A 16,855-nucleotide genomic window follows, 5' to 3' on the forward strand; every position below is an offset into this window, starting at 1 on the left:
ACCCGCGCACGCGAAGCGCCGACGAGCGGGGGCAGCCCGCTCGTCGGCGCTCGATGCGCTGTCGCTGGTGTCAGCGGCGGCCGTTGGTGCGGGCGGTGTCCTTGCCCAGCGCCTTGGTGAGGTCGTCGGTCGGCCGACCGGAGACGTCAGTGGCACCCTCGGCGACCGACGGGACCTTGTCCGTCGGGCGGATGCCAGTCTGCTTGGCCGGGCCGGTGGTGCTCGCGCTGGTGCCGCCGGCCACCGCCGAACTGCCGGCACCGGTCATCCCCGCGGCGCCGGTCACGGCGGCCCCGTCGCTGCCCTTGGTGGCGGACGGCGTGCGTACCTCGATCGAGTCGACCTCGTCACGCATCGGTTCGAGGCTGCCGCGGGTCGGGTCGTACTCGGCCCACTCCTGCTGCTCCCGGCGGCGACGCATGGCCACCGCGCCGGCCAGGCCGGCGACGACGCCTGCTGCCAGCAGGCCGGTCATCATCGAGCCGCGACGACGCGGCTGCTTCTTCTTACCGGTGATCCGCATGGTCTTCGACTTGGCCTTCCTGGTCAGCGGCCCTGCCTGCGCGGCGCCGTCACGGGCGGCCGCAGCCAGCGGTGCCAGCGTGGTGAGTGTCGTCCCCCAGCCGGTCGACGCCTGGTCGCGAACCCTCGCCGCGGCCGGCCCGACGTAACCCCGGGCCACCTGGACCCGCGGGCCGACGGTCGCGCCGGCACCCTTCGCGGCGTGGTTGGCTGCCTGCACCAGGTGGCTGATGCTCTGGTTCAGCTCGGCCTTGGCCAACTGCCCCTGGGACTTACGCCGCCCGAATCCAAACACGGTCCTACCTCCTGGGAGTTGTTCCTTCGTCATCCTCCACCTTCGGATGCCTCCGCGATGCCAGATCGGGCACATGGGAGGATCCGCATGGAACTGACCAACGAGTGAGGAGTACCCGTGGCCGAGGCTGTCTACGCCACCCTGCACACCAACGCTGGCCCGATCCGGCTGGAGCTCTTCCCCAACCACGCGCCGAAGACCGTCCGCAACTTCGTCGACCTGGCCGAGGGCAACCGGGAGTACACCGACCCGCGCACCGGTCAGCCGGGCAGCGGGCCGTACTACGACGGCACCATCTCGCACCGCGTGATCAGCGGTTTCATGGTCCAGATGGGCGACCCGACCGGCACCGGCCGGGGCGGGCCGGGCTACAAGTTCGCCGACGAGTTCCACCCGGAGCTGCGCTTCGACCGGCCCTACCTGCTGGCGATGGCGAACGCCGGACCGGGCACCAACGGTTCGCAGTTCTTCATCACCGTGTCCCCGACGCCGCACCTCAACAACCGGCACACCATCTTCGGCCAGGTTGCCGACGAGCAGTCGGTGAAGGTCGTCGATTCGATCGCGAGCACCCCGACCGGCCCGAGCGACCGTCCGCTCCAGGACGTCGTCATCGAGCGGGTCGAGATCGAGCGATCTGCTTCCTGACCGACCGGCGAGGTACCTTTGCTCGCATGATTGAGCGCTCCGGAGCACCGCACCGGCCGGCGTCGGTGGATCGCGCGTCGGTGGACGGAGGGGCGGCCCGGTGAGCGAGTCTCCGCCGACCGCCCCGGTCTGCTACCGGCACCCCGGCCGGGAGACCTACGTGCGGTGCACCCGCTGCGACCGGCCGATCTGCCCGGACTGCATGCGGGAGGCGTCCGTCGGGCACCAGTGCCCGGAGTGCGTCAACGAGGGACGTCGCAGTGTCCGGCCGGCGCGTACCGCCTTCGGTGGCGGTACCGCCGGCCGGCACGGCTACGTCACGAAGGCGCTCATCGCGCTGAACGTGCTGCTCATGGTGCTGTCCATCGCGTCGGACCGGGGCGGGGACGCGGCGGTGGGTGGCTCTGGCTTCGGCGGCCTGATGGGCGGCAGTACGCCGCTGACCAACTGGGGGTCGGTGCTTGGGCTGGCGGTCCTCCCCGACGGCACGCTCGGCGGGATCGCCGAGGGCCAGTGGTACCGGCTGGTCACCGCGATGTTCCTGCACTACGGCGTGATTCACCTGCTGCTCAACATGTGGGCGCTGTGGGTGCTCGGCCGGTCGCTGGAGGCCAACCTCGGGCGGGTGCGTTTCGCCGCGCTCTACCTGATCGCGGGCTTTGGCGGCAACGTGGCGGCCTACCTGTTCAGTGCTCGCAACGCGACCACTGCCGGCGCGTCCACCGCGATCTTCGGGCTTTTCGCCGCGCTGCTCATCATCGAGCGCAAGATGGGCCGGGACATCTCCCAGATCATTCCGATCCTGGTGATCAACCTGGTGTTCACGCTGGCCGTGCCGGGCATCTCGATCCCCGGGCACCTCGGCGGTCTGGTGGTCGGTGCGCTGATGGCGCTGGTGCTCGCGTACGCGCCGCGTGGCCGGCGCACGTTGGTGCAGGTCACCGGCGGTGCGATCATCCTGCTGATCCTGCTCGCCCTGGCCTTTTTCCGCAGCACCGCCCTGCTCGGCTGAGCGGTCGAGGGCTATCCGACGGTGTCCGGGTGGGCGGCCCGCAGCGCGGCGGCCACCTCCTCCGGGGACGCCCCCAGGTCGTACCGGCCGAACAGGTGCAGCGAGTCGCCCGCGTCGATCTCCAGGGTTTCGCTGGTCAGCCCCAGCCGTGGCCGCCGGTCGACGGTGATCTCCTCGACCGTCGACCAGGGCAGCAGCCGTCGGCCCGCGAACCCGTGGATGACGGTGAGCCCCGCCGGGTCCACCGCCAACCGGACCGGCGCGACGAGGTCGCGTACCGCCCAGCCGGCCAGCGCGGCGGCGGCCAGGACGGCCACCACCAGCCGGACCGGGTCGCCGTCGGCGAAGAGCAGCCCGAGCGCGACGAGCAGGACGGCGCCGGCCAGCTTCGCCGCCGGCAGGCTCGACGGCACCCGCCACTGCTGTGCCGGGGAGGTCTCATTCACCCGCCCAGCATGCCAGTGGCCGTCGGACTCCGGCACCTCGTGCGGGTGTGGCCGGACGACCGGTCGACGGACGACGTAGGATCGGGGCAGCCCACGTTACCGGGGAGTAAACATGAGTGACGCGGTCATCGTCGGCGCGGTGCGCACCCCGGTCGGACGGCGCAGGGGCAGTCTCGCCAGCGTCCACCCGGTCGACCTCTCGGCGCACGTGCTGCGCGCCCTCGCCGAGCGCACCGGGCTCGACCCGGCTCAGGTCGACGACGTTTTCTGGGGCTGCGTGTCCCAGGTCGGTGAGCAGTCGTGGAACGTCGCCCGCAACGCCGTGCTCGCCGCCGGCTGGCCCGAGACGGTGCCCGGCACCAGCCTGGACCGGCAGTGCGGTTCCAGCCAGCAGGCCCTGCACTTCGCCGCCGCGACGGTGCTCTCCGGCCAGGCGGACCTGGTGGTCGCCGGCGGTGTCGAGTCGATGACCCGGGTGCCGATGGGCTCCAGTGTGGCCGGCGGCATGCCGGTCAGCGATCAGTTGCGCGCCCGCTACCGGGGCGTCGAGGGGTTCGCCGACGATGCGCCGCTGCCGTTCAACCAGGGGGTCGGGGCCGAGCTGATCGCCCGGCGGTGGCGGCTCTCACGTGCCCAGCTCGACGAGTTCGCGTTGGCCAGCCACGAGAAGGCGGCCGCTGCGCAGGACGCTGGCGCGTTCGACCCGGAGCTGACCCCGGTGCCGCTCGCCGACGGGGGCAAGTTCGCCGCCGACGAGGGCATCCGTCGGGAGACCTCCCTGGCGAAGCTGGGCGAGCTGGCCACCCCGTTCCGCGCCGACGGCGTGGTGACCGCCGGTTCCGCGTCCCAGATCTCCGACGGTGCCGCCGCCCTCGCGGTGACCACCTCCGACTGGGCCAGCCGGCACGGCCTGCGCCCGCTGGCCCGGATCCACACCGCAGTGGTCGCCGCCGACGACCCGGTCACCATGCTCACCGCGCCCATCCCGGCCACCGCGAAGGCGCTGCGCCGCGCGGGGCTGGGCATCGAGGAGATCGGGGTGTACGAGGTGAACGAGGCGTTCGCCCCGGTGCCGCTGGCCTGGCTGGCGGAGACCGAGGCGGACCCGGAGCGGCTCAACCCGCGTGGCGGGGCGATCGCCCTCGGTCATCCGCTCGGCGGTTCCGGTGCCCGGATCATGACCACCATGCTCCAGCACATGCGGGACAACGGGATCCGCTACGGCCTGCAGACCATGTGCGAGGGCGGCGGCATGGCCAACGCGACAATCGTCGAGCTGGTCTGACGCGGGGCGGGAAAACGCCTCGCCTCGACGCGGAACGGCCGCCTAGGGTGCCCAGCGTGACGACGATCGCCGGTGAGCGCGCGCCCGACTGGTCCAGCGAGCAGTGGCAGGTGCGGGCGCGGTCCTGGGTCGACGCGCGGCTGAGCCAGGCCGGCCGGCGGGTGACCGGGCTGGTGGAGCCTCGGGTTCGTCCCTGGTCGCTGGTGTGGCGGGTGCCCACCGACGACGGCCCGGTCTGGTTCAAGGCCAACAATCCGGGCACGGTGCACGAGGCGGCTCTGATCGCGGCGCTCGCCGAGTTGACGCCCGACCGGGTGTTGACGCCGATCGCGGTGGACCCGGCGCAGGGCTGGTCGCTGCTGCCCGACGGCGGCGATTCGTTGCGGGACGTGCTGGCGCGCGATCCTGATCTGGCGCACTGGGAGCGGGCGCTGCCCGGGTACGCGGCGCTGCAACTGGCGAGCGCGTCGCGCGCCGACGAGTTGGTCGGCCTGGGCGTGCCGGATCAGCGTCCGGAGGTGCTGGCCGGTCTCTTCGCCGAGCTGCTCGACGATCACGAGGCGCTGCTGATCGGTGCCGAGGGCGGGCTCAGCCCGGAGGTGCACGAGCGGTTGCGGGCCGAGCTGCCGGCGTACGCGCAGCGGTGCCGCCGGCTCGCCGACATCGGCATTCCGGCGACGGTGCAACACGACGACCTGCACGACGGCAACGTCTTCGCCGGCGCGGCCGGGTACCGGTACTTCGACTGGGGCGACGCCTCGGTGGCGCACCCGTTCGGCACGCTGCTGGTCACCCTGCGCTCCATCCGGCACGACAAGAGGCTCGCCGCCGACGACGCCCAGCTCGCGCGGTTGCGCGACGCGTACCTGGAGGCGTGGACCGACCGGTACGACCGGCGGACCCTCGTGGAGGCGGTCGACCTCGCGATCGGCCTGGGGCCGGTGAGCCGGTCGCTGTCCTGGCGTCGGGCCCTGGACACAGCCGAGGAGTCCCGTGTCGAGTACGCCGACGCGGTCCCGGGCTGGCTGGAGGAGCTGTTCGCCGCCAGTCCACTTCAGCCCGATTCCTGACCATGATCCGTCGACGTCGGAAATCGGACAGCCAGTGCGACAGCCGGCGTGGAACTTCCAAAAGACCCGCGTGACCCGCGTCACCCTGCTGGCGACGTCGTTGGGCAGGTCATGGACGTCTTCTCCCGAACGTTCCTTCCGGCCGCCGCCGAGGCTGGCCTGGCCGTGCAGACGGTGAGCCGGCACATGCCGGTCTTCCGGCGCTGTGTCGGCTCCGGTGACGCCACCATCCTGGTCACCCGTTGCAGCCGCCCCGACCGTCCGGTCACCGGCGACTACCTGTTGCTGCTCACCCACCGCCGCCTGGTGGTGACCCAGCAGACCCGACTACTGCACCGTCTGCGTCTGCATCTCAACACCGAGCTGCGCGAGCTGAGCAACGTCACCTGGAGCCCGGACCCGCGACTCCAGTCGGTCGAGATGGCGGCCACCGCGATCGACGGGATCCGTGAGCGGTTCCTGATCCGCACCAGTCACCCGAAGCAGGTCTGGCAGCTCGACGCGCTGCTCAACCAGGCGTTCCGGAGCCGCCTGCGACCGCCCGGCGCGCGGGTCGTCGCCAGCATCGGCGACGCACCGGCCGGCGCGCGGCCCGGGATGTTCGCTCCGTCCTGGTGAACTGACACCCGGCCACGCCTTGCCGTACCTTTACCGAACTCGTACACACACCGATCGCGTCGAGCGTTCGCCGTCGGCAATCATGGGCCGGTGACCGTCGAACCGCCGCACCGCGGGCTCGTCCTCGTGGTCGAGGACGAACCGGCCATCGCCGACCTGGTCCGGCTGTACCTCGTCCGGGACGGATTCGGCGTCCACCTGGAACGGGACGGTGCCGCCGGCCTGAGTGCCGCCCGCCGGTTGCGCCCGGTGGCCTGCGTCCTGGACATCGCGTTGCCGGGCCTGCCCGGCACCGAGATCTGCCGTCGGCTCCGCGAGGTCGGCGACTGGACCCCGGTCATCTTCCTCACCGCCCGGGACGACGAGGTGGATCGGATCGTCGGCCTGGAGTTGGGCGCCGACGACTACGTCACCAAGCCGTTCAGCCCTCGCGAGTTGGTCGCCCGGGTGCGCGCGGTGCTGCGCCGGGCCGCCGGTGGCCCAGAGGGCGCGGACCGGCCGCGTGTCGTCGGCCCGGTGACGCTCGACCCGGGCCGCCGCACGGTCACCGTCGCGGGCGCGCCGGTGCAGCTCACCTCCACCGAGTTCGACCTGCTGGCCCACCTGATGGCTCGGCCCGGTCGGGTCTTCACCCGGGAGGAGCTGCTGGCCGGGGTCTGGGGTTACGCGGCACACGCCGGCACCCGCACCGTCGACGTGCACGTCGCCCAGGTGCGGGCGAAGCTCGGCCCGACCAGCGTGATCCGCACCCACCGCGGCGTGGGGTACGCGGTCGATGCCTGATCATCCCGCGCGCGCCGAGTCACCGACCATGTTTCTACCGGTGGTCGGCGCCGGCCCGCCGGCGGCACCTCGTCGGGGCCGGTTCGGCCGCACCCTGACCGCCCGGGCGGTGCTGGTGACCTGTGCGGTGGCGTTGGTGTCGGTGCTGGTCACCGCGATCGTCGCCGTGCCGTTGGCGATCCGCGGCGCGGAGCGGAGCGAGCAGGAGGCGCTCGCCGCGCAGGCCCGGCTCGCCGCCGAGGTGCTGCGGACCCGCCTCGACCGGGGCCGCACCGCGGACGAGGAACGGCTCGTCCAGCAACTGCGTGACCAGGGCATCAACGCGTACCTGATTCGGCGTGGTGCGGCCGACCGGCCGGGTCTGCCGGCCCGGGTGGTGCAGCGCATCGGGCAGGGGCGCAACGTGTCGGCCCGGCGCGCCGTCAACGGCGAGCGCGCCCTGGTCGAGGGCCGGGCGTTGGCCGGCGGCAACGGGGTGGTGCTCTCCCGTCCTCTGGCGAACGGGCTGTGGGCCCAGGTGCTGCGCAGCCTGTGGCTGCCGCTGCTGGCCGGGTTGGCCGCCGGTGTGGTGGCCGGGCTGCTGCTGGCCCGCCGGCTGGCCCGGCCGATCCGCGTCGCGGCCACCGCCGCCGCCCGGCTACGCGCCGGCGATCGCGCCGTCCGGGTGCCGGTCGAGCCGCCGGACGAGGTCGCCGACCTGGCCGAGGCGTTGAATGGACTGGCCGGCGCACTGGCCACCAGTGAGGGGCGGCAACGGGAGTTCCTGCTGTCCGTCTCGCACGAACTGCGCACCCCGTTGACCGCGATCCGGGGGTACGCCGAGGCACTCGCCGACGGGGTGCTCGGCGCGGACGACACAGTCGACACCGGCCGGACGATGCTGGCCGAGGCCCAACACCTGGACCGGCTGATCGGTGATCTGCTGGCGCTGGCCCGGCTGGAGGCCGCCGACTTCCCTCTCGAACCGGTGTCGGTGGACCTGACCCAGCTGGCCCTGGACGCCGAGCCGACCTGGGCCGGTCGCTGTGCGGCGGTGGGCGTGCCGTTCCGGGTGGAGACGCCCGGTCAGCCGGTGCCCGCGTACACCGATCCGGGGCGCATCCGGCAGGTGCTGGACGGGCTGCTGGAGAACGCGCTTCGGGTCGTACCCCCGGGGTCGCCGGTGGTGCTCGCGGTCCGGCCGGCGGGCGTGGACCCGGCGCACGGCGGCGTGTTGGAGGTCCGCGACGGCGGGCCGGGCTTCACCGACGACGACCTGGCGGTGGCGTTCGAACGCGGCGCGCTGCACCAGCGTTACCGGGGGGTCCGCAAGGTGGGCAGCGGGTTGGGGTTGGCGCTGGCGGCCGGGCTGGTCCGGCGGCTGGGCGGGCAGATCGCCGCCGGGCACGCGCCGGAGGGCGGGGCCGCCTTCACGGTCCGACTGCCCGGCGATCCTTACCTGGCCCGAACATCTGCCTGACGCTCCGCTCGTCGTCACGGGAGAGGCTGAGACCTCCACGGACGAGAGGAAAAGCCATGCCACGTTGGGGATTCGCCACCGGCACCACGGCGCTGCTCGCGGCGGTCGCGCTCGGTGTCAGCGGTTGCGGTGCGGCCGAGGTGGCCAGCCAACCCGCCCGGGAGGCTGCCGTCGAGGTCGCCGCCGCGATGGGCGTGGAGGGTCAGGCGCTGACCGCGATGGGCTTCGACGCGGACGACCTGGACGTGCGGACCATTGCCGCGCCGGCCACCCCGACGCCGGGTGCCTCGCCCACCGCAAAGGACAAGGCCCGGGAGAAGCGGGGCGAGGAGCTGCGCAAGCGCCACCAGGCCCGCGTGCAGTTGCGCAAGAACACCCTGCACGGCGAGGCCGTGGTGAAGAACAAGGACGGCGGTACGCAGACAGTCGCCGTGCAGCGCGGCGAGGTGACCGCTATCGACGGTGACTCGATGACCGTCAAGTCCACCGACGGCTTCACCATGACCTGGACCTTCGGCGACGACCTGCGAGTCGTCGAGCGGCGCGCCACGGTGCAGCCGAGCGAGGTCAAGGTCGGCGCGACGCTCGGCGTCGCCGGCACCCAGGACGGCGACAAGGGCGTGGCCCGCCTCATCCTCGTCCCGCACGCCAAGTGACCGAGGGGCCCCTGCGTCGACGCAGGGGCCCCTCCTTCGTCAGTAGACGCGGGAGCCGATGAAGTCGTCGTGACCGTAGCCGACCGGGTTGGCGGCGGTACGCGCCTCGAACGACCACTGCTGTCGGGTGCTGCTGGAACAGTTGGCCAGGCGCAGGCGAGAGCTGCCCAGCAACGGGTTGTCGAACGCCACGCAGAGGTTGCCCGCCGCCGGCCGGAGCTGGTTGCCCACGAAGACGAACTGCTGTGCGCCGGTGCCGTTGCAGTCGTAGATGTTGACAGCGGTGCCGGCGGTCATCGAGCTGTTGGCGACGTCCAGGCAGCGGTCGTGGGACAGCTCCGAGTGCAGCGACCGCCGGGTCGAGTCGTACCAGAAGCCCTGGTTACGACCACCGTGACAGGCATGCGGCTGCTGCACGGTGCCGTTGCGGGAGTCGTAGCCCCTGCCGTCGACGCAGGTGCCGGTGGCCAGGTTGCGCAGTTGCCTGAATTCGAGCAGCCCCGGGTAGAGCACGCCGCCGCCGGTGCTTGCCGGGTCGACGCAGCTGGCCCGCTCCTGACCGGAGTTCCAGAACTGGGTGATGCACTGGGCGAACATGCCGTGCCCCCGGGCGTTGGGGTGGAACGACTGGCGGGCGGCGTTCTCGTTCCAGATTCCGACCTCGATGAACAGGCCGCGGACCGACGTGTTGTCGGTGCACACCTCGTGGCCGTGGAAGAGTCGGCTGGCGTCCAGGTAGCGGGTGCCGGTCGCGGTGGCGGCGGCGCGCAGCGCCGACTCGAACAGCGGCACCGCCTTGTTGCGGGCGAACGCCGCGTCGGCCAGGTAGAGCAGACAGCCGCCGGAGTACCAGCCGGGGAAGTTCGGATTGTCCTCCACGTCCGGGCTACCCGGGCTCGGGTACGACATGAGCACCAGCTCGTAGTCCGAGCGCAGGTAGCCGGCGTCGGTCATGGTCTGCCGGATGTCGGTGAGCGCGTCGGTCACGGCCTGCCGACTGCCGTCGGTGCGGATCGTCCACTGGTCGGTGTAGGTGGGATAGCAGGTTCCCTGGAAGAACACCCGACGGATGGCGCAGTCGGTGGCGACCGGGCCGAACTGGATGGTGCCGTCACCGTTCGCGCCGACCACCACCCAGATCAGCTTCACGTGCGTGTTGCGCGCCTTGATGCCCAGGTAGTCGCCCTGGTTCAGCTCGTTGTGCTGGGTCGGGCCGCCGGCCATCAGGTTCCACGGGGTGGCACCGGAACAGGCGATGTTGTACTGCGTGTCCGACGGGATGCCGGTGCGGAAGACCGCCTGGTCGTACGAGCGGTCGCACCAGTTGCCGTCCTGGTGGGTGCCGGGGACGTAGTTGCCGACGCCTTCGCCGGAGATCTCGCTGTCGCCCATGGTGATCAACGCGGTGCGGCGTTGCTCGATGGGGCGGATCGCCGGGCTGCCGTAGAGGGCGGTGGCCTCGGCGGCGCGGACGGCTTCGAGGTTGGCGGGGAGTGGTTGGACGGCCGGTCGGTCGGCGGCGGTGGCGGGGGCGGCAGGTCCGGCGAGCATCGGTAGCACGAGAGCGGCGACGGCGACGACCACGGTGCTGGCCCGTCGTCGGGTCGCGCGTTCGGGCCTGGCGGGGGTTGCAGGCATCGACGCACTCCTTTCGGCTCAGTCGCGGGACGTCGACTGAGTTACCAGACGGTAACGTGCGGATCAATCGATGTGAATGCGTCTCGGATCCTTGCGCGCGGGCTGCCGAACCGCCCGGATCGGACGATCCGGGCGCCGACCGCGTGGCGGTGCGGGTCCGGTCCGAGTGTCCGGCCGGATCAGCGGCCGGGGGGCAGGGCGTAGCCCACGTAGCCGCGGAACTCCAACCGCCAGCCGGCCGGAACGAGCTTGGCGCAGGCCGGCTTGGCACCGGTGCAGACGATCGCGTCCACCGAGGTGGGGTCGGCCGGCGGTCGTTCCGGCAGGACCGACTGCAACGACACCAGCTCCGGCGGGCGGCCGTCCGGCTGGCGCAGCAGCAGCCACCACGGGTACTCCCAGTTGTCGTTCTGCTCCACCAGCCCGATCCGCCGCGCGCCGCTGTCCCGGACCGCCCCGGCGGCCCAGCGGAACTCGTCGGCCCACTGCGGGCGGCGCAGGAACCGGGTGTCCCAGTCCGAGGTGGTGAAGACCGAGCCGGAGCCGACGAGTCGGCGCGGGAAGCCGTACGACAGCGCGAGCACCCCGGCCAACGCCGAGGTGACCAATACGACGACCACCGTCAGGGTGGCCACCGACCGGCGGCGGCCGGACGTGCCGATGGTGCGGCCGGCGCGGTGGCGCAGTAGCGCGTCCAGCCACAGTCCGGCGAGCGGCACGGCCAGCACCAGGGCGTAGAGCAGTAGTCTGTTGCCCCACGGCTGCCATTTGATCATCGAGGTGTGCAGCAGGACCGTGGCCAGCACCACCACCGCGTACGCCCGCAGCGGCCCGATCTGCCCGCTGTCGATTCGGCGCGGCCGGGCCAGCGCGACCACCGTGCCGATCAACGCCAGCGCCCCGACGATCGGGAAGGCCACCCGGTCCTCGTCCGGGTACCAGGCGGGTTCCGGGAAGAGTTCCCGGCCGAACGTGATCGCCCGGTCCTGGGGGTCGACCCCGATCGCGTCCGCGCCGCCGATGATCGCCTTTCCGCCGAGATCTCGCAGCGGCGCCAGCGGCGTGTCGAACGCGGTGTGCCCGATCCGCAGCGCGTTGACCAGGATCGACGGCGGATCGTGCCGTTCCATCGGGATCGACTCGCGCAACCGGGGCGGGCCCAGCGGATGCCCGAACTCGGCGGTCACCCGGGCCAGGAACGGGCCGACCACCACGGCCGCGACCAGCAGGACCAGCACGGAACCACAGATGACGCGCGCCGCGCCGGCGACCGGGCGGGCGGTCGACCCGCCGGCAGCCGGTGCCCGGCCGGCCAGGGCCAGTCGGAGCTGCGCCAACCCCCAGAGCACGAGCAGCGGACCCACCGCGATCAGGCCACTGGTCTTCGTCACCGCGGTCAGCCCGGTGGCCGCCCCCAGCCCGAGCAGGGTGCCCCAGCCGGTCCGCCGACGCAGCCCGTCCACCACCAGGGTCGCCGCGCAGGCCACCCAGGCCGCGCAGACCAGGTCGGTCTGCGTGCTCGTCGCCTGGAGCACCACCATCGGCGTGGTGGCCAGCACGAACGCGGTCAACAACTGAGCCCGCCGGCCGCCGCCGAGTTGCGCGGTGATCCGTGCGGCCACCAGCAGGCAGAGCACTCCGGCGGCCCACTGCACCAGGTTGTGCAGCCGGTCCCCGCCGGTCAGCAGGCGCAGGTGCAGCAGCAGGTACTCGGCTCCGGGCGGGATGGTCACCTGCCGGTGGATGGCGGTGGGCCAGAAGTCCAGGTCGCCCTGGGCCACCCAGCGCTCCACCTTCGGCAGGTGGTACGTCTGCGAGTCGAAGTTGTTCGGCTCGGCCAGCAGCGCGACGAGCAACTCCACCAGGACCAGCCCGCCGACCGTGCCGGCGAGCAGGCGCTCGCCCCGCCCCGCCGTACGCCAGATGTCGAGCGCCCTGGTGAGCAGGCCACCGTGGGCCGGACCGACCGGCCGGTGGCCGCGCCCGGCTGGGCCAGCGTCGGTGCTCGGCGCGGGCAGTTCCGGGCCGGCGCCGCCGGCCACCACCGCCCCGACCGGTACCGGCCGGGGTGTCGCGGCGGGCTGCTGCGCGGCAGTGGCGTCCCGCCACCGGCGCACAACCGCCGCCACCGCGCACGCGAGCAGGAAGAGCAGCCAGGCGGCGACGAACGCCGGCTGGGTCAGCGCGTGCGACGCGCCGAGCACCTCGACGACGAGCACCGCGTACGCCCCGCTGAGCAGGGCGGCGCGTACCACGGCGAGCCGCAGCGGTGCCACCCCGGCGGCCCCGCGCGGCCTCGTCACGACGGTGAGCAGGAGCACCGCGGCGGCAGGCACCACCGCGAGCAGGGAGCCGGCAGCCGACATGGCGGGAAGTAAACACCATCGGTCTGGGACTGCCACGTCGACTGCCCGGCGGTGGCGGCCAACGTCGCACTGACCAGCCGGGCTAGGCTATGCCCGACGTGTCGTCGCCACCGTGGAGATTCCCGTGAAGCTCTCGATCCTGATGCCGGTCTTCAACGAGGAAGAACGCATCGCGGATGCCCTCAAGCAGGCATTGGCGGTGGACTATCCGTGCGAGATCGAGCTGGTCGTGGTCGACGACGGGAGCCGGGACGGCACCGGCGAGGTTCTCGGTCGCGCCGACGACGCACGCCTGCGGGTCATCACCCACCAGCGCAACGCCGGTAAGGGTGCCGCCATCAAGACGGCCGTCGACAGCGCCGAGGGTGACTACATGGTCATCCTCGACGCCGACCTGGAGTACGACCCGCAGGACATTCCCAAGCTGCTCGACCCGGTGCTCGACGGGCGCGCCACAGTCGTCTACGGCAATCGCACGTTCGGCAGCCACAGCGCCTACAGCTTCTGGTACGTGATGGGCAACAAGGGCGTCACGATGGCGGCCAACGTGCTGTTCAACTCGTACATCGGTGACCTGGAGACCTGCTTCAAGTTGATGCCGGTGGCGCTCTACCGGTCGCTGGAGGTGCGCTCGCGCGGCTTCGGCATGGAGGCCGAGGTGACCGGCAAGCTGCTGCGCCGCCGGATCCGGCCGTACGAGGTGCCGATCAGCTACCGGGCACGTGGCCGCGAAGAGGGCAAGAAGATCACCTGGAAGGACGGCGTCGAGGCGATCTGGATCCTCGGCCGCGAGCGCGCACGCCGCCGTCCCGCCACCTCAGCCCCGCGCTGACCCCAGGAACGCGCCGATCGACCGCCGCAGACCGGCGGCGTCCAGGCCGTGCCACCGGGTGTGGTCGGCCGGGCTTCCGTAGCGTCGCAGGTCGGTCTGACCCACCCCGAGCGTGAGCAGCCGATGCGGCACGTCCGCCATCGCCCGACTGACCATCGCGCTCGACGTGCCCGCCAGGTATGGCTCGACGAGCACCACCTCGGTCCCGGCGAGCGCCCGTAGCCCCGCGGTGTCGAACGGCCGGGGCGTGTGGGTGTACGCGACTGTCACGTCCATCGCCTCGGTCGCCGCCAACGTGGCATCGAGCGTCGGCCCGACGGCCACCACCAGCGGCGCGTTCGTCCCGCCCCGCCGGAGCACCAGTAGCCGGTCCGCGTCCGGGTACGCCTCGGCGTTGCGCTGCTCACTGAGCCGCAGGTAGACCGGGTCGTCACCGGTCGCGGCGTGCCGGAGCAGCGGGGCGACCTCGTCCGGGTGGCCGGGCACCCGCACCGTCCAGCCGTCGCCGAGCGAGTCGAAGAGCACCACGTCCGCGGGCGACTGGTGGGTTCGGCCCTCCGCCGACCCGTCGTACGACGCGCCGATGCTGACCAGGACCGCGCCCATGCCCTGGTGGTCCAGATCCAGCTTGATCTGCTCGTACGCCCGATCCACCAGGAACGTCGCGTACGAGTGCACGATCGGGCGGAGCCCGGTCAGGGCGAGCCCGCCGGCCACACCGATCATCAGTTGCTCCCGGATGCCGACGTTGAGCACCCGGTCCGGGTGCCGATGGCCGGCCGGCGCGAACTGGCTGGCCGAGATGTCGGCCACCACGAGCGCGGTACGCGGGTCCTCGTCGAGAAGGGCGGTGGTGGTGTCGATGAAGGCGTTACGCATATCGGTCATCCCTTGTTCTCGACGCGGGCGACCACCAGGTGCGGCAGTCGTGGCCGGTGCCCGGTCAGCGCCGCGTACAGGGCGCTGTGGTTCCGTCCGTCGACGGTGTCGGCGGTCCAGCCGTTGACGGTGAACCGGCTGGCGATGCCACCGGCCCAGCCGTGGGTGGCGGACGAGTTGTCGACCACGATCGCGGTGAGGCTGTCCAGGCCGGTCGCCCCCGCGTACGCGATCGCCTCGTGGTTGGAACCCTCGTCCAGTTCGGCGTCGCCGAGCAGCACGTACACGCGGGGGGTGAGCAGCCCCTGTGCTCGCAGGCCGAGGGCGGTGCCAACGGCCAGCCCGAGCCCGTGGCCGAGTGAGCCGGAGCCGATCTCGACCCCGGGCACCAGCACCCGGTCCGGGTGGTGGCCGAGCCGGCTGTCCGGCCCGGCCAGGTCGTCGAGCCAGGCGTCCGGGATGAAGCCGTGCGCGGCGAGCACCGCGTAGTAGGCCGCCGGCCCGTGCCCCTTGGAGAGCAGGAACCTGTCCCGCTCCGGGTCGTCGGCGGTGTCGGGGGTGACCCGCAGCACCCGGTCGTAGAGCACCTGGAGCACGTCGATGGTGGAGTGCGCGCTTGGCGCGTGCTTCTCGTCGCCGGTCAGTCTTCGGATCAGCCCGGGAAGCCGGGCACCGGTGTCGGTGTCGGTGGTCAGTGTGGTGGTCATGCCACTACTGTGTGACTTGAAGTGCACTTCAACTCAAGGACCTGGTGATGCAGGATCTACTGACGATCGGCGAGTTGTCCGCCCGCTCCGGCGTGGCACCGTCGGCGCTGCGTTACTACGAGCGACTCGGCCTGATCCGCGCCGACCGTACCGGTGGCAACCAGCGCAGGTACGCCCGCGCCGAGTTGCGCCGGGTCGCCTTCATCCGGATCTCCCAACAGGTCGGCGTCTCGCTCGACGAGATCCGGGCGGCGTTGGAGTCGCTCCCCGAGGCCCGTACGCCCAGCCCACAGGACTGGGCGCGGCTCTCCGCGAGCTGGCGCGGCCGGTTGGACGAGAAGATCCGCCTGCTCACCAACCTCCGCGACGACCTGGACGGCTGCATCGGCTGTGGCTGCCTCTCGCTGCAACGCTGCACACTCAACAACCCGGGCGACGCGCTGGCCGGCGAGGGGCCGGGCGCCCGTCTGATGCTGCCCCGACCGACGGAGGACGCCGATCCGGCAGACTCGCTCGTCTGATCACCCGCGCGTGAGCAGCACCTTGCCGAAGTGGTCGTTCGACTCGACGAGCCGGTGGGCCGTCGCCGCCTCGCTCATCGGCACCCGCCGGTCCACGATCGGCCGGACCGTGCCGGCCTCGATCAACGGCCACACCTCGTCGCGTACGCCCTGGACGATCTCCGCCTTCTCGGCGAGCGGTCGGGAGCGCAGCGACGTCGCGGCGACGCTCGCCCGCTTGGTCAGCAGCGCGCCGAGATCCAACTCGGCCTTGCGCCCGCCCTGCATCCCGATCACCACCAGCCGGCCGCCGGTGGCCAGCGCGGAGACGTTCCGGCCCAGGTAGGACGCGCCCATGATGTCCAGGACGACGTCCGCACCCCGACCGTCGGTGACCCGTCGGACCTCCTCGACGAAGTCCTGCTCCCGGTAGTCGATCGTGTGTGCCGCGCCCAACTCCCGCAGCCGGGCGTGCTTTGCCTCCCGCGCGGTGGTCAGGACCGTCGCGCCGAGAGCCGCCCCGAGCTGGACCGCGAAGGTGCCGATCCCGCTGCCCCCGCCGTGCACCAGCAGCGTGTCACCCGCGCCGAGCCGACCCACCTGGATCAGGTTCGACCAGACCGTGCAGGCCACCTCCGGCAGCGCCCCGGCGTCCACCGGGTCGCAGGCCGGCACCGGCAGCAACTGCCCGGCGGGGACCGCGACCCGCTCGGCGTACCCGCCGCCGGCCAGCAGCGCGCACACCTGCTGCCCGACCGCCCACCCGGCGACCTCCGACCCCACCTCGGTGACAACCCCGGAGCATTCCAACCCGGGGTACGCGGACGCGCCCGGCGGCGGCGGATAGTGCCCCTGCCGTTGCAGCAGGTCAGCGCGGTTGACCCCACTGGCCCGCACATCCACGACCACCTCGTCGGGGCCCGGCTCCGGGTCGGGCACCTCGGCCCAGACCAGCGCGTCGGGTCCACCGGGCTGCGGAATGGTGATGGCTCGCATGGGCCCAGTCTTCCCGATCTCGCCGGGTGCCGCAGGCGCACCCGCCAGGCCACAGTGGACGGCCGGGATGGCCTGGTCACCGGGTTCGGGGAGGGACGCCGGGCAGCCCGGCGGGAGTCGTGGCAGACTGTGCGTGGCCGTAC

17 protein-coding genes are annotated in these 16,855 nt (G+C 72.4%); 10 read left to right on the forward strand and 7 right to left on the reverse strand.

The features are described 5' to 3' along the window. Window positions 1-70 precede the first annotated feature (70 nt). On the reverse strand, window positions 71-850 hold the full coding sequence (locus ACGFIW_RS30015; protein WP_393322798.1) for a hypothetical protein: 780 nt from the start codon (window positions 848-850) through the stop codon (window positions 71-73). Window positions 851-934: 84 nt separating this feature from the next. Between ACGFIW_RS30015 and ACGFIW_RS30020 the strand changes: the two genes are divergently transcribed. After that, window positions 935-1,465 carry a peptidylprolyl isomerase gene (locus ACGFIW_RS30020; RefSeq protein ID WP_203119037.1) on the forward strand — a complete coding sequence of 177 codons (531 nt, stop codon included), beginning with the start codon at window positions 935-937 and terminating at the stop codon, window positions 1,463-1,465. A gap of 100 nt (window positions 1,466-1,565) precedes the next feature. Then, the gene (locus ACGFIW_RS30025) at window positions 1,566-2,477 is read left to right on the forward strand and encodes a rhomboid family intramembrane serine protease (protein ID WP_393322803.1); all 912 of its coding nucleotides are present in this window, start codon (window positions 1,566-1,568) and stop codon (window positions 2,475-2,477) included. A gap of 11 nt (window positions 2,478-2,488) precedes the next feature. Here the strand turns inward: ACGFIW_RS30025 and ACGFIW_RS30030 are convergent, their stop codons facing one another. After that, window positions 2,489-2,923: a PH domain-containing protein gene (locus tag ACGFIW_RS30030; protein ID WP_393322806.1), complete on the reverse strand. Its 435-nt coding sequence runs from the start codon at window positions 2,921-2,923 to the stop codon at window positions 2,489-2,491. A gap of 112 nt (window positions 2,924-3,035) precedes the next feature. On the opposite strand from ACGFIW_RS30030, the gene ACGFIW_RS30035 reads away from it, so the two are divergent. The 6 genes from ACGFIW_RS30035 to ACGFIW_RS30060 all read left to right on the forward strand — a co-directional run bounded on the left by ACGFIW_RS30035 (window position 3,036) and on the right by ACGFIW_RS30060 (window position 8,794). Beyond that, window positions 3,036-4,208, forward strand: a complete 1,173-nt coding sequence (locus tag ACGFIW_RS30035; protein WP_393322809.1) for a thiolase family protein — start codon at window positions 3,036-3,038, stop codon at window positions 4,206-4,208. A gap of 56 nt (window positions 4,209-4,264) precedes the next feature. Further along, window positions 4,265-5,278, forward strand: coding sequence for a phosphotransferase (locus ACGFIW_RS30040; protein ID WP_393322812.1), 1,014 nt, complete (start codon window positions 4,265-4,267; stop codon window positions 5,276-5,278). Window positions 5,279-5,389: 111 nt separating this feature from the next. Then, window positions 5,390-5,896, forward strand: a complete 507-nt coding sequence (locus ACGFIW_RS30045; RefSeq protein ID WP_393322815.1) for a hypothetical protein — start codon at window positions 5,390-5,392, stop codon at window positions 5,894-5,896. A 90-nt stretch (window positions 5,897-5,986) separates the two neighbouring features. Then, window positions 5,987-6,679, forward strand: a complete 693-nt coding sequence (locus ACGFIW_RS30050) for a response regulator transcription factor (RefSeq protein WP_393322818.1) — start codon at window positions 5,987-5,989, stop codon at window positions 6,677-6,679. Next, window positions 6,672-8,138 carry a histidine kinase dimerization/phospho-acceptor domain-containing protein gene (locus tag ACGFIW_RS30055; protein ID WP_393322821.1) on the forward strand — a complete coding sequence of 489 codons (1,467 nt, stop codon included), beginning with the start codon at window positions 6,672-6,674 and terminating at the stop codon, window positions 8,136-8,138. Before ACGFIW_RS30050 ends, ACGFIW_RS30055 begins: the two co-directional genes overlap by 8 nt. A gap of 56 nt (window positions 8,139-8,194) precedes the next feature. Beyond that, window positions 8,195-8,794, forward strand: a complete 600-nt coding sequence (locus ACGFIW_RS30060) for a hypothetical protein (RefSeq protein ID WP_393322824.1) — start codon at window positions 8,195-8,197, stop codon at window positions 8,792-8,794. Between the two features lie 39 nt (window positions 8,795-8,833). Here the strand turns inward: ACGFIW_RS30060 and ACGFIW_RS30065 are convergent, their stop codons facing one another. Both ACGFIW_RS30065 and ACGFIW_RS30070 read right to left on the reverse strand, forming a co-directional pair. Further along, entirely contained in the window at window positions 8,834-10,432 is a 1,599-nt protein-coding gene (locus ACGFIW_RS30065; protein WP_393322827.1) for a ricin-type beta-trefoil lectin domain protein, read from the reverse strand. Between the two features lie 179 nt (window positions 10,433-10,611). Continuing rightward, complete coding sequence (locus tag ACGFIW_RS30070; protein ID WP_393322830.1) at window positions 10,612-12,798, reverse strand: glycosyltransferase family 39 protein; 2,187 nt, start codon at window positions 12,796-12,798, stop codon at window positions 10,612-10,614. 124 nt (window positions 12,799-12,922) lie between these two features. On the opposite strand from ACGFIW_RS30070, the gene ACGFIW_RS30075 reads away from it, so the two are divergent. Further along, window positions 12,923-13,630 (forward strand): glycosyltransferase family 2 protein, encoded by a 708-nt coding sequence (locus tag ACGFIW_RS30075; protein ID WP_393322833.1) that lies wholly within the window; start codon window positions 12,923-12,925, stop codon window positions 13,628-13,630. Here the strand turns inward: ACGFIW_RS30075 and ACGFIW_RS30080 are convergent. Beyond that, window positions 13,616-14,509 (reverse strand): transketolase family protein, encoded by an 894-nt coding sequence (locus tag ACGFIW_RS30080; RefSeq protein WP_393322944.1) that lies wholly within the window; start codon window positions 14,507-14,509, stop codon window positions 13,616-13,618. The two genes, ACGFIW_RS30075 and ACGFIW_RS30080, sit on opposite strands and share 15 nt — an antisense overlap. Window positions 14,510-14,514: 5 nt before the next feature. Further along, window positions 14,515-15,216 carry a transketolase gene (locus ACGFIW_RS30085; protein WP_393322836.1) on the reverse strand — a complete coding sequence of 234 codons (702 nt, stop codon included), beginning with the start codon at window positions 15,214-15,216 and terminating at the stop codon, window positions 14,515-14,517. Between the two features lie 47 nt (window positions 15,217-15,263). Between ACGFIW_RS30085 and soxR the strand changes: the two genes are divergently transcribed. Further along, a complete protein-coding gene (gene soxR / locus ACGFIW_RS30090) occupies window positions 15,264-15,737 on the forward strand; it encodes a redox-sensitive transcriptional activator SoxR (RefSeq protein WP_393322839.1) in 474 nt (157 codons plus the stop codon). Here soxR and ACGFIW_RS30095 read toward each other — a convergent pair whose 3' ends face one another. Next, a complete protein-coding gene (locus ACGFIW_RS30095; protein ID WP_393322842.1) occupies window positions 15,738-16,712 on the reverse strand; it encodes an NAD(P)H-quinone oxidoreductase in 975 nt (324 codons plus the stop codon). Window positions 16,713-16,855 lie beyond the last annotated feature (143 nt).

Source organism: Micromonospora sp. NPDC048935, from assembly GCF_043197875.1.
Taxonomy (GTDB): domain Bacteria; phylum Actinomycetota; class Actinomycetes; order Mycobacteriales; family Micromonosporaceae; genus Micromonospora.